This window comes from Eubacterium sp. AM05-23 (assembly GCF_003477535.1).
GTDB classification, from domain to species: Bacteria; Bacillota; Clostridia; order Eubacteriales; family Eubacteriaceae; genus Eubacterium; species Eubacterium maltosivorans.
In genome coordinates, this window is record NZ_QUDF01000003.1 from 177,143 (window position 1) to 191,476 (window position 14,334).

General features: G+C 42.9%; 13 protein-coding genes. 11 read left to right on the top strand and 2 right to left on the bottom strand.

Annotated elements, in window-relative coordinates:
* The first annotated feature begins 57 nt into the window (after positions 1-57).
* Positions 58-738: a putative ABC transporter permease gene (locus DW091_RS04780; RefSeq protein ID WP_224168744.1), complete on the top strand. Its 681-nt coding sequence runs from the start codon at positions 58-60 to the stop codon at positions 736-738.
* A gap of 4 nt (positions 739-742) precedes the next feature.
* Positions 743-949, top strand: a complete 207-nt coding sequence (locus DW091_RS20020) for a hypothetical protein (protein WP_118517536.1) — start codon at positions 743-745, stop codon at positions 947-949.
* 4 nt (positions 950-953) lie between these two features.
* On the opposite strand, the gene DW091_RS04790 is transcribed toward DW091_RS20020, so the two are convergent.
* Positions 954-1,880 carry a DMT family transporter gene (locus DW091_RS04790; protein ID WP_118517537.1) on the bottom strand — a complete coding sequence of 309 codons (927 nt, stop codon included), beginning with the start codon at positions 1,878-1,880 and terminating at the stop codon, positions 954-956.
* Positions 1,881-2,177: 297 nt separating this feature from the next.
* The gene (locus DW091_RS04795; protein WP_118517538.1) at positions 2,178-3,239 is read right to left on the bottom strand and encodes an alanine/ornithine racemase family PLP-dependent enzyme; all 1,062 of its coding nucleotides are present in this window, start codon (positions 3,237-3,239) and stop codon (positions 2,178-2,180) included.
* A 176-nt stretch (positions 3,240-3,415) separates the two neighbouring features.
* Here DW091_RS04795 and leuS point away from each other — a divergent pair, with 176 nt between their 5' ends.
* From leuS to DW091_RS04840, 9 genes are all read left to right on the top strand, one after another.
* Entirely contained in the window at positions 3,416-5,827 is a 2,412-nt protein-coding gene (leuS, locus tag DW091_RS04800; RefSeq protein WP_096920449.1) for a leucine--tRNA ligase, read from the top strand.
* Positions 5,828-5,829: 2 nt separating this feature from the next.
* Positions 5,830-6,288 carry a ribonuclease H gene (locus tag DW091_RS04805; protein ID WP_058693842.1) on the top strand — a complete coding sequence of 153 codons (459 nt, stop codon included), beginning with the start codon at positions 5,830-5,832 and terminating at the stop codon, positions 6,286-6,288.
* 530 nt (positions 6,289-6,818) lie between these two features.
* A complete protein-coding gene (locus DW091_RS04810; protein WP_118517539.1) occupies positions 6,819-8,183 on the top strand; it encodes a hypothetical protein in 1,365 nt (454 codons plus the stop codon).
* A gap of 259 nt (positions 8,184-8,442) precedes the next feature.
* Positions 8,443-9,672: a DegT/DnrJ/EryC1/StrS family aminotransferase gene (locus DW091_RS04815; protein WP_118517540.1), complete on the top strand. Its 1,230-nt coding sequence runs from the start codon at positions 8,443-8,445 to the stop codon at positions 9,670-9,672.
* Positions 9,647-10,396: a sugar transferase gene (locus DW091_RS04820; protein ID WP_199678132.1), complete on the top strand. Its 750-nt coding sequence runs from the start codon at positions 9,647-9,649 to the stop codon at positions 10,394-10,396. Before DW091_RS04815 ends, DW091_RS04820 begins: the two co-directional genes overlap by 26 nt.
* The gene (locus tag DW091_RS04825) at positions 10,389-11,153 is read left to right on the top strand and encodes a glycosyltransferase family 2 protein (protein WP_096920452.1); all 765 of its coding nucleotides are present in this window, start codon (positions 10,389-10,391) and stop codon (positions 11,151-11,153) included. The genes DW091_RS04820 and DW091_RS04825 overlap by 8 nt, the downstream gene beginning before the upstream one ends.
* A gap of 83 nt (positions 11,154-11,236) precedes the next feature.
* Positions 11,237-12,145, top strand: coding sequence for an ATP-grasp fold amidoligase family protein (locus DW091_RS04830; RefSeq protein ID WP_096920453.1), 909 nt, complete (start codon positions 11,237-11,239; stop codon positions 12,143-12,145).
* Positions 12,132-13,247, top strand: coding sequence for a glycosyltransferase (locus DW091_RS04835; RefSeq protein ID WP_096920454.1), 1,116 nt, complete (start codon positions 12,132-12,134; stop codon positions 13,245-13,247). The genes DW091_RS04830 and DW091_RS04835 overlap by 14 nt, the downstream gene beginning before the upstream one ends.
* A 4-nt stretch (positions 13,248-13,251) precedes the next feature.
* Positions 13,252-14,328 carry an EpsG family protein gene (locus tag DW091_RS04840; RefSeq protein ID WP_096920455.1) on the top strand — a complete coding sequence of 359 codons (1,077 nt, stop codon included), beginning with the start codon at positions 13,252-13,254 and terminating at the stop codon, positions 14,326-14,328.
* Positions 14,329-14,334 lie beyond the last annotated feature (6 nt).

The following is a 14,334-nucleotide window of genomic DNA, read 5'->3' on the forward strand; positions in this document are numbered from 1 at the left end:
TTTAGCATCTTTGGGTAGATATAATCATATCAATATAAAAGCAAAATGGAGGAAACCATGAAAAAGACACAGGCATCTGCCCAAAACGACTCAGGCAGCCGCTCCTTCGCGGCGGGCTTGAATTTTTATAAGCTATTCTGGATTTTTATGATCGGGTGTTTTTTAGGGACGATTCTTGAAATGATTTTTTGTTTTGTAACCCAGCACGGTCTTATTGAGAGCCGGTCTGGCCTGATTTACGGCCCCTTTAACCCGGTCTACGGCTTTGGCGCGGTGGTTCTGACCATTGTGCTGAGGCCCCTCGCCCACAAGCGGGATCTGATTATTTTTTTATTCAGTCTGGTTATCGGCTCGGGCTTTGAGTATCTCTGTTCAGCCTTTCAACAGTATTTTATGGGGACCGTATCCTGGGATTACAGCAACCTTCCCCTCAACATCGGCGGGCGCACCTGTCTGCTGTATGGGCTGTTCTGGGGCATTCTGGGGCTTTTGTGGGTAAAGGATATTTACCCGTATTTCTCCAAATGGATCGAAAAAATTCCCAACAAGGTGGGGGTAGTGCTGACCTGGGTGCTGGTGGTGTTTATGGTCTTTAACATGGCGATTTCCGCCCTGGCGGTCCAGCGCTGGGACCAGCGTGACCACGGCGTGAAGGCGGACAATTCCTTTGAGGAATTTCTGGATAAGACCTATCCCGATGATTTTATGCGCAAGATATATCCGAATATGATTCTTTAGGAAATTGAAGATTGAAAATGGAAAATTCCAGAACCCTTTTGCCGTTGGCAAAAGCGGTTTAAACAGCGACCTGTGGCCGCAGACAATAAAATGCATAGGTGAACTGGCAAATGATAGAAAAACAGCCTCTGGCAATTTGATTAAGATGCGGCGCAAGCCGCCTCTCAATCAAAAAGCCAGGGGCTTTTTGTACATGAATTTTCCATTTTAAATTTTCAATTTTCCATTTCCTCACTGGCAGCAAACTCTAAATTTAGATCAGGCGTCTCAGCCGGCTCCTTCCCTTTAAACACGGTGAGGACGGTGACACCGGTCAGAATCAGCACACAGCCCAGCACACTTTTCAGCGTAATGGGCTCGCCCAGAAAGGCGATGCCGCAGACCACGCTGGTGATGGGCTCAAACATGCTGAGGATGGCGGCTGTGGTGCCCCCGGACAGCTTGACGCCCAGCTGGAACAGGGTAATGCCCAGAAAGCCGCAGAGCATGGCCACCAGAAAGGAGAGCAGCCAGCCCATAGGGGTGATGGCAAGGGTCAGGGTGCCGGTGAACAGGCCGTAGATAAAAACAAAGCCGGCCACAAACAAATTGATGTAAAAAGACAGCTTGAGCGGGTGCAGCGTAAGAAGGCTGCTTTTATCCAGATACAGGATGTAGAAAGCGTAGGTCAGGCCGGAAACCAGCGCTAAAAGAATGCCAAGCAGTCCGCCCTCAATTTTGCCGCCCATAAAAAAGCTGATGCCGGCAGTGGCGATGACCAGGGCCAGGATCTTGGGCTTGGTGAGGTGTTCCTTAAAGATTAGAATGGCTCCCAGAGCCACGAACACCGGATAGACAAAGTGCAGGGTGGTGGCAGTGCCCACGGGAATATAATTGTAGGACTGGTACAGCATCAGCGTGGTGACGGCAGAGCCGATAAAGCTGATGATCAGAAGCTGTTTAAGCTGTGGTTTTGAAAGCTTAAAGGACACCTTCTGCTGTTTTAAAATAATCCATAAAACCGGTACACAGAAAAAGGTTCTCAGAAAGGTCAGCATAATGGAATTGCTGCCGTTAAGATAGGTGATTTTTCCCATGATCGGTGTAAAACCAAAGATACAGGCCGAGAGTATGATAAACAAATTTCCTTTTAAGCTTTTCATTTTTCCTCCAACGATATAAATGCTTCCCAACAGCACAAGCATACACCATAATCAGGGGAAAAACAAGGGGTCAAAAAAGTAAAAATGGCCCAGACGGGCAAGGAAAATTTTAACATTAGAGGAAAAGCCTGAAAAGAGGATTCACTAGTTGAAAGTTGAAAGTGGATAGTTGAAAGTTCAGGTGCAAATCTGCCACAGGCAGATTTGATTGGATGCGGCCTGCGGCCGCAATTAAAATCGCTTGAGCCTTGGCTAAAGCGTCCCAAAACCTTCCACTTTCCACCTTCAACCTTCCACTTAAAAAGCAGATTTATAGATGTATTCCGAGGTGGAGGCGTGAAGGGCGCTGACGTAATTGCAGCGGAAGGACACAATATCCCCGACCTGGTAAGCATGGCCGCACTCGGTGATATCCACAATCAGGTGGTCTGAGCTCGAGGCGATGATCTCAAGGTCTTTATCCAGCGGGGTCAGATCCTCCATGGTGGTATCCTGCTTGCCCAGGGCGCAGATGGCCCGCCTGCGGATACCGCGGTCTTCAAATACCGGGGTGCAGCCATAGGCGTCACAGCCGATTTTGCCAATGGGCATGGAGGGTTTATCCTTGATTTCGATAATCTCCACATCCAGAATAAAATTGTCGTCGTGAAGATTTTCATAGCGCATGTTGTTGGAGGTATCGTTTCCGATGAGGATCAGCTCGCCGATGCGCAGGTTATTGATACAGGAGGGAATGGTGCCATCCTCCACCATAAAATAGGTGCTGGAGGCGCCGCCGGAGGTAATGGCGCAGTCCAGATCAAAACGTTTTTTAAGAAGGGTCTGGAAATCGTTAAAGCGCTCGTAGGTTTCCACAGTGGGTACGATGGCGCCAGTGCAGGACAGGTTAGCGCCGATACCCCGGATGTCAATGTTTTTAAGCTTCAGCATCTCCGCCATATCCGCGCAGAGGGATTCCTCTGTGAAATAGCCCTCACGCAGATCGCCCAGATCCACCATGATCAGCACCTCGTGCTTTTTATGGTGCCTGGCCGCCGCCGCGTCCAGAGCCTGGACTGTTTTAAGCTCGGAGTTTAGGGAAAGGGTGGCGTACAGAACGGTTTCTTCAACCTCGGAGAGCATGGGCATGCGGATCAGCCATTTGGGGCAATGAAGGTCTGCGAGGGTGACGAGATTTTGGACGCGGGAATCGCCAAGGGCTGTAACGCCGCCCGCCAGCAGGGTTTCGGCAATCTCATAATTGCCGCCGGTGCATTTGGTAATGCCGGTAACGCTGATGTTTTTTTCGGCAGCGGCCTTTACAACGGTCTGTGTATTTTCAAGAATTTGCTGTTTGTTAAATCGCAATAATGGATACATGGTTCACCTCAAAAATTTTATACGTCTTAGTATACCATGTTTTTATGAAGAGTGTATGAAGATTTTTAAAATAATTACGCCCTTTCCGGCGGCTTTAGGTTGACAGTATTTTCTGCCTTGTTTATAATTAAGGGTGCACTTATAAAAGTATTTTGATTATTAATTTGGAGGAACCCATGAAGATATACGACCATCATAAAATTGAGAAAAAATGGCAGAAATACTGGGAAGACCACGATACCTTTAAAATCGAGCAGAACTCGGATAAAGAAAAGTTTTATGGTCTGGTAGAATTCCCGTATCCCTCAGGAGCCGGGCTGCACGTTGGACACGTAAGAGCCTACACATCCCTTGAAATCATTTCAAGAAAGCGCCGGATGGAGGGCTTTAACGTCTTATTCCCCATTGGCTGGGATGCCTTTGGCCTGCCGACCGAGAACTACGCCATCAAGACCGGCCGCCATCCGAGAGAAGTTACGGATGAAAACATCAAGGTATTTACCCAGCAGCTGAAATCTATTGGGTACTCCTTTGACTGGGACTGCGAGATTGACACCACCGATCCAAACTATTTTAAGTGGACCCAGTGGATATTCTTACAGCTTTTTAAACACGGTCTGGTTTACAGAGACCGCACCTATGTCAATTTCTGCAGCGGCTGCAAGGTCGTACTGGCCAATGAAGATTTCCGCGAGGGCAAATGCTCCATCTGCGGCAGCGAGGTCGTGCAGCTTGAAAAAGACGTTTGGTTCCTGAAAATCCGTGAGTATGCCGAAAAGCTTCTGGCAGGCCTGGACGATGTGGATTACCTGCCGCGTATCCGCCTGGAACAGGAAAACTGGATCGGTAAATCCATTGGCGCCGAGGTCGATTTTGACATCGCAGGCGCAGATCAGAAGCTCCGTGTTTTCACCACCCGTCCCGACACCCTGTTCGGCGTGACCTTTATGGTCATCGCGCCTGAGCATCCGCTGATCGAGGAAATGCAGGACCGCATCACCAACATGGACGCCATTGTGGATTACCAGGAAGCCGCCAAGCGCAAGACTGAATTCGAACGTGTCCAGCTGGCCAAGGAAAAAACCGGGGTTATGATCGAGGGTATCCGCGGCATCAACCCCTTAAGCGGGGAAGAAGTCCCCATTTTTATCGCAGACTATGTTATGATGGGCTACGGCACCGGCGCCATTATGGCGGTTCCGGGCCATGATACCCGTGACTGGGAATTCGCGAAGAAATTCGGGCTGCCCATCATCGAGGTCATCAAGGGCGGCGACGTGAGCGTGGAAGCCTATACCGATACGGCCAGTGGCGAGATGGTGAACTCCGGCTTCTTAAACGGAATGGAAGTCAGGGAAGCCATTGCCAAAACCATCGAATATCTGGAAGAAAAGGGCCTTGGCAAAAAGACCATCAACTATAAAATGAAGGACTGGGCCTTTAACCGCCAGCGCTACTGGGGTGAGCCGATTCCGATTGTCCACTGCCCGAAATGCGGCATGGTCCCTGTACCGGAAGACCAGCTGCCCTTAGAGCTGCCAAAGGTCAAGAGCTATGAACCCACCGACACCGGCGAGTCTCCGCTGGCCGGCATCCCTGAATGGGTTAACACCACCTGTCCGCACTGCGGCGGCCCGGCCAAGCGCGAAACCGACACCATGCCGCAGTGGGCCGGCTCCAGCTGGTATTTCCTGCGCTATTTTGACAACAAAAACGACCAGGCGCTGGCCGACTATGACAAAATGAAATACTGGATGCCTGTCGACTGGTATAACGGCGGTATGGAACACGTCACGCGCCATCTGCTCTACTCCCGTTTCTGGCATAAATTCCTGTATGATATCGGCGTGGTACCCACAGCTGAGCCTTACAAAAAACGAACCATGCAGGGCCTGATCCTTGGCTCAGACGGTGAAAAAATGTCCAAGTCCAAGGGCAACGTCGTCAACCCCAACGATATCATCGACGAATACGGCGCCGATACCCTGAGAACCTATGTCATGTTTATCGGGGACTATGAAAAACCCGCGCCATGGTCCGAAAATGGCACCAAGGGCGCCAAGCGTTACCTGGACCGTGTCTGGAAGCTTCAGGAAATTGTGACAGACGAAACAGGCTATAGCCCAGAGCTGGAAGGCATGATGCACAAAACCATCAAAAAAGTCAGCAGCGACTACGAAGAAATGAAATTCAACACGGCCATCGCGGCTCTGATGACCCTGCTCAACGAGTTTAACAGCGTGGGCAAGGTGACAAAGGATGAGTTTAAAACCTATCTTCAGCTGCTGTACCCGGTAGCGCCGCATATCACCGAGGAGCTCTGGGAAATCGCCGGACTGGAAGGCTGCCTGCACGACAGCCCGTGGCCTGCTTATGACGAAGCCAAAACAGTGGACGACGTCATCGAGATGGCCGTCCAGATTAACGGCAAGGTGCGCGGTAAGATCAGCCTGCCCGCCGACGCGGACAAGGAAGCCGCCAAGGCCATCGCCCTTGAGCATGAAAATATCCGCAGCTACGTAGAAGGCAAAAATATCGTGAAAGAAATCTTTGTGCCAGGCAAAATCTTTAACCTGGTTGTGAAATAAACATGAAGTATGTCGAGCTGTACACAGATGGGGGATGCCGCGGCAATGGACAGGCCGGTGACAATATCGGCGCCATTGGCGGTATCCTCATCTACCCGGAAAAAAATATCCGCAAGGAATACAAAAAAGCTTACCCCAATACGACCAACAACCAGATGGAGCTGCTGGCAGTCATTACTGGCCTCAAAATGCTCAAAGAGCCCTGTGAGGTCGTGATCCACAGCGATTCCGCCTATGTGGTCAACGCCTACAACCAGAACTGGGTTACGGGCTGGAAGGCCAAAAACTGGAGCCGCGGTAAGGCAGGCCCCCTGAAAAACAAGGAGCTCTGGATGGAGCTGGACGAGCTGGTCAACTACCATGACGCCCGCTTCGCCAAGGTCAAGGGCCACGCCAATAACGCGCTCAACAACCGCGCCGACGCTTTGGTGAATGAGGCGATGGACGCGTATGGGAAGTAAGGAAATTAATTAGTAACAAATAAAAGCACGTTAAAACCTTTATAAAAAGGAACTTTGGCGTGCTTTTTTGATGTCATTGAAGGATATTCAGAGAGTGGCGGTGAAGTAGAAAAAGTTCGCAGACTATTGGTAGTCTGCGAACTTTTTTTGATTTTTCATTTAAGAAAATGATTTGTTTTTCAACTGCGTGATTTATTATAACATTCCCTCATTAAAATTGCACCCCTTTTTTGAAAATTTTAAATAATTTTATTTAAAATCACTTTTATGTCTAAAATTTAACAATAATCAATTTCTATACCCAAATAATCTTACTTTTTAACTTTTTGGCAACCTGGTCAAAATCTGGTCAGGGCTCTTCCTTATATATTAAGGCTTTATGCGGCTTTTCCAAAAATTGTTTTTTCCATTTTGTTTTTCTAATCTGGTCAGAGCTCTGGTCAGATTCTGGATCAGCATCACTATTCACGGTATTTCAGGCGGCCTGCTCGCAGACTACCAATAGTCTGCGAATAAAAGTGAGGTCAGTTATGAGTGCCGGGTACGCCATCACGACGTATAAATTACAGCTGTGCTATAAGCATCTCGACTGGTTTAAGCAAACCCAGTCTCTTTTTGACGCAGTGCTGGCCTTCTATTATGAACAGCTCGACCAGAACCCACGGGCATTAAGTCTCACGAATCAGAATTTACTGCGCCATCTGGAGCTAAAAACCATCCCGCAGCGGAACGGCACCCAGCCGGAAAATCCACTGCCCTATAAAAAAGTGCCCCTGTATTTTCGACGCGCCGCCATCAACGCGGCCATCAGTCTGTACAGAAGCTACGACAGCCGACTGAAAGCATGGGAAGAAAATCATAAGGGTCAAACAGAAAAAGGGAAACCCAAACCGCCAGGCAAGCTGCATGCATCTATGCTCTATTACAAAGGCATGTATAAGGATTTTGACGACAAAAGCATTATGCTTAAACTCTATACCGGCAAAGCTTGGGCCTGGGTTAAACAACGTTACACCGGAAGGCCCTTCCCGGAAAATGCCGAGACCATGAGCCCAACCATTGTCATCAAAGGAAAAAAGGTTATGCTCCACATTCCTGTAAAGGAAAAAGTAGAGGACACAAGAACTGCCAAAGAACGCGTCAAGCAAAGAGAAAGCTTTGTAGTCGTTGCGTTTAGCAGCTCCGATACCCTGGCCGTTTGTACCGCCATCCAAGCTGACGGTAGTGCCGACTATCCATATTTTATAAAAGGTGGAAAAGCACTGGCACACCGTAGGAAGCAGCTTCTAGGGTATACCAAACGCGGCACTGCCGGGAAAAAGGCTCCCAGGCTTATAACGCAACCTGTAGGGAACGACGCCCTCGGGGTCTACCCCCGAGGCTTGTCGTCTTATGGACAAGCCGAAGCGGGTATCGTTCCGCAAGACCACCAACCAGGTCGCCCCAATGCAAAATATTATGACAAAATAACCCGTGTCACCAATCACTACGCCCATGAAGTTTCCAGAAAAATCGTGGACTACGCCAAAAGCCATAACGCCAAAATCATCGTCATGCCCGACTATGGCAATACCTTTGCCAAAGGCACACAGCATTATTTAAAAACCAGCGTCTATGACTTCATCGGCCGCCGGATCATCAACGATGTCAAGTACAAAGCCTGGCAGTGCGGTATCGTGGTACAGCAGAGCAACCTTCGCGATAGCGCAAAACACTGCGCCAAATGCGGAGAAACCATTGCCAAGTACAATACTGAGTATCAAAACTCCAGCCAGAAGTTTTACGGCGGACGAAACTTTGTCTGCAAAAACGGCCATCAGGGCAGTACCGTATTAAACACCGCCAGAAATCTGGGGAAAAGTTTTTATCAGACCTTTTATGAAAAAGCGTCTTAATTTTTTAACTACTATATTTAGATGAGTAATAAATAAAACATAAAATTAAATCCTTTGGTGAAAGCCGGAGGTGTGCTTTTCGCCTATAAGGCCAAAAGTACAGGCTTAGCACCGCCTGTTTTTATTTCGCGTCGCATTGTGTTTGTGTTCTTTATATATAAATGAAAGCAAACACAATGCGATGAAAGTAAAGATTAAAGGATCCGATGATGATCATGAGTGCTACGAGTTTTAAATTTAATCATAAGGAAATCTTGAAATGAACATACCATTTTCACCACCCGATATCCGCCAGGAAGATATTGACGAAGTCATCGCAGTCCTTAAATCCGGCTGGATCACCACCGGCCCCCGAACAAAGGCCTTTGAAGAAAAGCTTTCAGAATACTGCCATACCCAAAAGACCGCCTGCCTCAGTGCAGCCACCACCGCCCTGGAGCTGACCCTGAGAATCCTCGGCATCGGCCCAGGCGATGAGGTTATTGTGCCCGCCTACACCTATACCGCCTCCGCCAGCGTGGTGGCGCATGTGGGGGCAAAGCTCGTGCTGGTAGACAGCGCTCCGAACGCTTTTCACGTCAACCCCAAAGCCATCGAAAAAGCCATCACCAGGCGAACCAAAGCCGTTATCCCCGTGGACATCGGCGGCGTCATGTGCGATTACGACGAAATCTTTGAAGCCGTCAAAGCCAAAAGAAGCCTGTTTAAGCCCGGAAAAAACGACCTTCAGAAAGCCATTGGCCGGGTCGCCGTCATCGCCGACGGCGCCCACTCCCTAGGAGCACAGTACAAAGGCAGAATGAGCGGCGAAGTTGCAGACTTTACCACCTTCTCCTTCCATGCCGTGAAAAACCTGACCACCGCCGAAGGCGGAGCCGTGACCTGGAACCCCATCGAAGGCATCGCCGACAAAAATATTTATCACCAGTTCATGCTCTGGTCCCTCCATGGGCAGTCCAAAGACGCCCTGGCAAAAACACAAAAAGGCGCCTGGGAATACGACATCATCTATCCCGGCTATAAATGCAATATGACCGACCTGCAGGCCGCTCTAGGCCTGAAACAGCTCGAACGCTACAACGCAATTATCAAACGCCGAAAAGAAATCATTCAAAAATATAACGACGCCTTTGCAGACCTGCCCGTCGAAGCAATGCCCCATGACACCAAAGATAAACACTCCAGCGCCCATCTCTATCTCCTGCGGTTAAAAGATAAAAACAGCGAATACCGTAACGCCCTGATCACCGAGCTGGCAGAGCGAGGCATAGCCACAAATGTCCACTATAAGCCACTGCCCATGCACACCGCCTATAAAAACCTGGGGTTTGACATGAAGCAGTATCCTTGGGCCTATACCATGTATAAAAATGAAATCACCTTACCGCTGCATACCTGTCTGAGCGATGAGGAAGTAGACTATGTGACAAAACAAATTCAAGAAATATTAGGAAAAATTGAGCATGATGGTCTTAAAAAAGTGGGATGATTTGCCAGAAAATATGAAAACCGATGCTGTTCGTCCTTATTATGACAATTTAAAAAAGAAGATATTTAGCTTATTTCTGAAAAGAGGATTTGACTTGATTATTTCATTTTTATTGTTAATCATCCTTTCACCGGTTTTCATCATTTTATCCTTTGCAATCGCTAGAGATTCAAAAGGGGGTGTTTTTTTTCGACAGAAGCGTGTAACACAGTATGGTCGAATATTTTATATTCATAAATTTCGGACAATGGTTTCAAACGCTGAAAACAAAGGCTCCCAGGTAACGATAAAAAACGATATACGCGTGACTAAAGTCGGAATAAAACTACGAAAATATCGGTTAGATGAGATACCACAGCTTATTGACATTTTGTTTGGTGATATGAGCTTTGTTGGAACAAGACCAGAGGTTGTAAAGTATGTAAAAGACTATACTCCAGAAATGATGGCCACATTGCTATTACCTGCCGGAATCACATCAGAAGCAAGTATTCAGTTTAAAGATGAAGATAGAATATTAGAAACCGCGGATAATGTAGACAATGTATATGTGACTAAAGTGCTTCCTATGAAGATGAAGTATAACTTGGAAAGTTTAGACAGATTTAGTCTTTTGGACGAGCTGTGTACGATGTTTAAGACAATATTGGCAGTACTTAAAAAAGATGATATTGAGAACATAGCTCACGAAGATAAAGGCGAGGAAATTAGCAAGAATGAATAATACAGAAAAGCAAGAATTAGTATCAATCATAACACCTACATATAATTGTGGAAAATTTATAACCGAGACAATTGAATCTGTATTGGCTCAGACATACCAAAACTGGGAAATGATTATTGTAGATGACTGTTCTACAGATAACACGGAAGAAATTGTTGCAACTTACTTAAAAAAAGATGATAGAATACAATACCATAAGTTAAAACAAAACGCTGGTGCAGCAGTAGCCAGAACAGTTTCTATGAAACTTGCAAAAGGGGAGTACATGGCGTTTCTGGACAGCGATGATTTATGGTATTCTCAAAAACTTGAAAAGCAGATTGCATATATGAAAAGGAATGGATATGCATTTACCTGTACAAAATATGAGCAAATTGATGAAAAAAGCGAATTGATAGGGAAAGTCATCAAGGTTATTCCCAAGACAAGCTATAATCGACTGCTTCTGGATTGTCCGGTGGGGAACTCTACGGTTATGTATGATATTAGAATTATGGGAAAATTTGAAGTTCCTGATATAAAGAAAAGAAATGATGATGCGTTGTGGCTTCAAATGCTAAAGAAAGAAAAGTACATCTATGGCATTGATGAAATTTTGATGAAATATCGAGTGCGACAAAATTCGATTTCAAGCAATAAATTCAACTTAATTAAATACCATTGGTGCCTTTATCGCAATGTAGAACATTTAGGAATTTTTAGGTCAATATTTCATGTTATTTATTGGTGTGTAATTAAAATGTTGAAGATAAAGTAAAAGATATTTGATTTTAATCTAAAAATAAAGTTAAATTTATCATTTGATATTTCGAATGAAAGTATAGAAAGTGTGGTGGTACTATGGATAGAGATTGTTTTTTATATAAGGCAAGAAGAAAAATTCAACAGTTAGCTTATATTCTTTTACCAAATGAGATGCTTTCAAAGTTATATTGTAGAATTGTCATACATCAAAATATAGATATAAAATCTCCAAAAACATTAAACGAAAAATTACAATGGCTTAAATTATATTACTATCCAAATAATCCGTTAGTCATTCAGTGTACAGATAAATATCAAGTGCGGAGTTATATTGAAAGTAAGGGATACGGAGCGTCGTTGACAAATTTAATTGGTGTCTGGGAGCGAGTGGAAGATATTGATTGGGATAAACTCCCTCAAAGATTTGTGCTTAAATGTACACATGGGTGTGCCTACAACATTCTTTGCAAAGATAAGAGTACATTTAATAGAAAAGATGCGGAAAACAAACTGAGTAAATGGCTAAAAGAAGATTTTGCGGCATTTAATGTAGAACTACACTATGGCAAGATTAAACCTAGACGTATTATTTGCGAGGAGTATTTAGGTGATATAATCTTTGATTACAAATTCTTTTGTTTTAATGGAGAACCGCAATTTTTTTATGTGTCTTCAGATTTGATTCATGACCGCCAGGCAGAGATGGGATTCTTTACGTTAGATGGCAAAAAAATACCTCTAATCAGGGATGATTATAAAGATATTGGAAATATTGAAATGCCAACCTGTTTGCCGGAAATGGTTGAAACTTCAAAAGTTCTTTCAAAAGATTTTCCATTTGTACGTGTTGACTTTTTTAAAATGGATAACTCGTACAAATTTGCTGAATTAACTTTTACTCCAGCTGCTGCGATGATGCCTATTGATCCGAAAGAATATGATGTTGAATGGGGAGAGTTATTACATCTTCCTAAAAATATAAAAATACATTATGAGAGAAAATAAAAACATGAAAATATTGCATTTCAACTCAAATATATCTAAAAATAGTGGTGTATTAAGTGTAATAATGAATTATTACAAAACGATCAATAAGGATGCTATTCAATTTGATTTTTTATATTTTAGAGATTCAGATATTTCATACAAAGATGAAATCAAAAAATTAGGTGGAAGGGTTTATGCTATTTGTGACCCTAAAAATGTTGTGCTTTTTAGAAAACAATTAAAAAATTTCTTGAAATTGCATCAAAATGAGTATGATATAGTGCACATTCACGATTCTATATTTGCACGATTTATGTATAATGTTTTAAAAAAAAACGGCGTTAAGTGTGTTATTATCCATAGCCATGCTACAAATTATTCAGACAGAAAGATAAGCACAATAAGGAATTCATTGTTATGTCATAACATTTATAAATATGCAGATGCTTTATTTGCCTGTTCGCAAGCTGCTGGTAAGTTCATGTTTTGTGGAAAAAAGTTTTATGTAATGAATAACGCTATTATTACAACAAATTTTCGGTTTTCAGAAGAAAAAAGAGCAGAGATTAGAAAAAAAATGAACATAAAAGATAAATTTGTTGTTGGACATGTAGGTGCATTTGTGAACCAAAAAAATCATACATTTTTATTAGAAATTTTTAAAGAGATCCTTAAAAAAAATAAAAATAGTGTTTTGCTACTTATTGGTGATGGCCCATTATTTCAAGATATAGTAGAAAAGGTAAAATTGTTGAAAATTGAGGATAAAGTTGTTTTTTTAGGAAAACGTTCGGATGTAAATGATCTTTATCAAGCAATGGATATATTTATTTTACCATCATTATTCGAAGGGTTGCCTATGGTGGGCGTTGAAGCACAATGTTCAAGTCTGCCGATTATAATGTCTACTGAGATTACTGAAGAAGCTGGAATAAGGCAATTTAAGTTTTTAAAACTGACAGACGATGCAAATATATGGGCAGAAAAAACAATTAAAATGTATAAGAATAACCAAAGAAATAAAGAAAAAGCGTTAGAAGCAATTACTTCACACGGTTTTAACATTGAAGTTGAATCTGAAAAACTTGAATCAAAATATTTTGAATTAATACTAAGGTGATGTCATGTGGCTGCATTATTGTATATTTGGTGTTTTAATTTTACTTAGTCTATTGTATAACCCTAATAATAAAATAAGCAAAAAATTCTACATAGCGTTTGTTTTTATTATTTTTTTTATTCTAGCAACTTTTAGAGCAATAGATATTGGAAATGATACACAAGAGTATTATCGAGTTTTTGAATTGATCAGATTAAAGAGTTCTTTAACGCAAGCGATAAACTTTACGAGATATGAAATAGGATATGTGGTTTTAAACTATTTAGTAGGAAAAGTAACATCGAATTTCTCTGTTGTTTTGGCTATTGTTGCGTCTTTTTATCTTATTTCTGTGTTGAGATTTATTAGGAAATATGCGGTTTCTGTTAGTAACGTTATTATACTGAGTTTTACTTTTTCAATGTTTTATGATGTGATGAATATTACACGACAGTGTATTTCGGTAGCTATTTTTCTGTTTGCTGTCGATTACTTAATAGAAAGGAAAGCGATAAAATACTTTAGTCTAGTAGTTGTAGCATCATTATTTCAAACAATGTCTATTGTATTACTATTACTATATTTTTCACCCAAAACAGATTTCCAAAAAGCAAGCGATGTTGTCAAGTGGATTGGGATTATTGGAATTGCATTGATTGCGCTTGGCTATATCACCCAAATCGTTCAGTATTTGTTTCCATACTATGCGCACTATTTTAATACAAGTTATGCAGAAGGTGGGGCACGTAGCGCTAGTTTTCTGTTTTTTATAATTAGAATAGGAATTGTAGTGTTTATATGGCTTTTAGATGGTTTCAAAGATTTCAAAAATTTTAACAATGAGAAAAATGTTTTTTTCCAGCTAATGTTGCTGGACTGTATTGTAGCAGCAATGTCTATTTCATTTAACATGTTAGATAGATTTGAAAATTTCTTTTGCTTAGGATTCATAATAACAATTTCTAATACTATAGGATCCTTTAAAAAGAATAAGCGAATATTTGCGAATTTTATGGTAATTTTTTTATCATTTATATATATTACGATTTTTTTAATATTTAGAAGTAACTGGTATGGTTTATTTCCATATCATTTCAGATGAAAAGCA

Coding starts and splice junctions, on each gene's coding strand:
- DW091_RS04805 (WP_058693842.1), top strand. CDS start 5,830: ATGAAGTATGTCGAGCTGTACACAGATGGGGGATGCCGCGGCAATGGA.
- DW091_RS04810 (WP_118517539.1), top strand. CDS start 6,819: ATGAGTGCCGGGTACGCCATCACGACGTATAAATTACAGCTGTGCTAT.
- DW091_RS04815 (WP_118517540.1), top strand. CDS start 8,443: ATGAACATACCATTTTCACCACCCGATATCCGCCAGGAAGATATTGAC.
- DW091_RS04840 (WP_096920455.1), top strand. CDS start 13,252: ATGTGGCTGCATTATTGTATATTTGGTGTTTTAATTTTACTTAGTCTA.
- leuS (WP_096920449.1), top strand. CDS start 3,416: ATGAAGATATACGACCATCATAAAATTGAGAAAAAATGGCAGAAATAC.
- DW091_RS04825 (WP_096920452.1), top strand. CDS start 10,389: ATGAATAATACAGAAAAGCAAGAATTAGTATCAATCATAACACCTACA.
- DW091_RS04830 (WP_096920453.1), top strand. CDS start 11,237: ATGGATAGAGATTGTTTTTTATATAAGGCAAGAAGAAAAATTCAACAG.
- DW091_RS04780 (WP_224168744.1), top strand. CDS start 58: ATGAAAAAGACACAGGCATCTGCCCAAAACGACTCAGGCAGCCGCTCC.
- DW091_RS04835 (WP_096920454.1), top strand. CDS start 12,132: ATGAGAGAAAATAAAAACATGAAAATATTGCATTTCAACTCAAATATA.
- DW091_RS04790 (WP_118517537.1), bottom strand. CDS start 1,880: ATGAAAAGCTTAAAAGGAAATTTGTTTATCATACTCTCGGCCTGTATC.
- DW091_RS04795 (WP_118517538.1), bottom strand. CDS start 3,239: ATGTATCCATTATTGCGATTTAACAAACAGCAAATTCTTGAAAATACA.
- DW091_RS04820 (WP_199678132.1), top strand. CDS start 9,647: ATGATGGTCTTAAAAAAGTGGGATGATTTGCCAGAAAATATGAAAACC.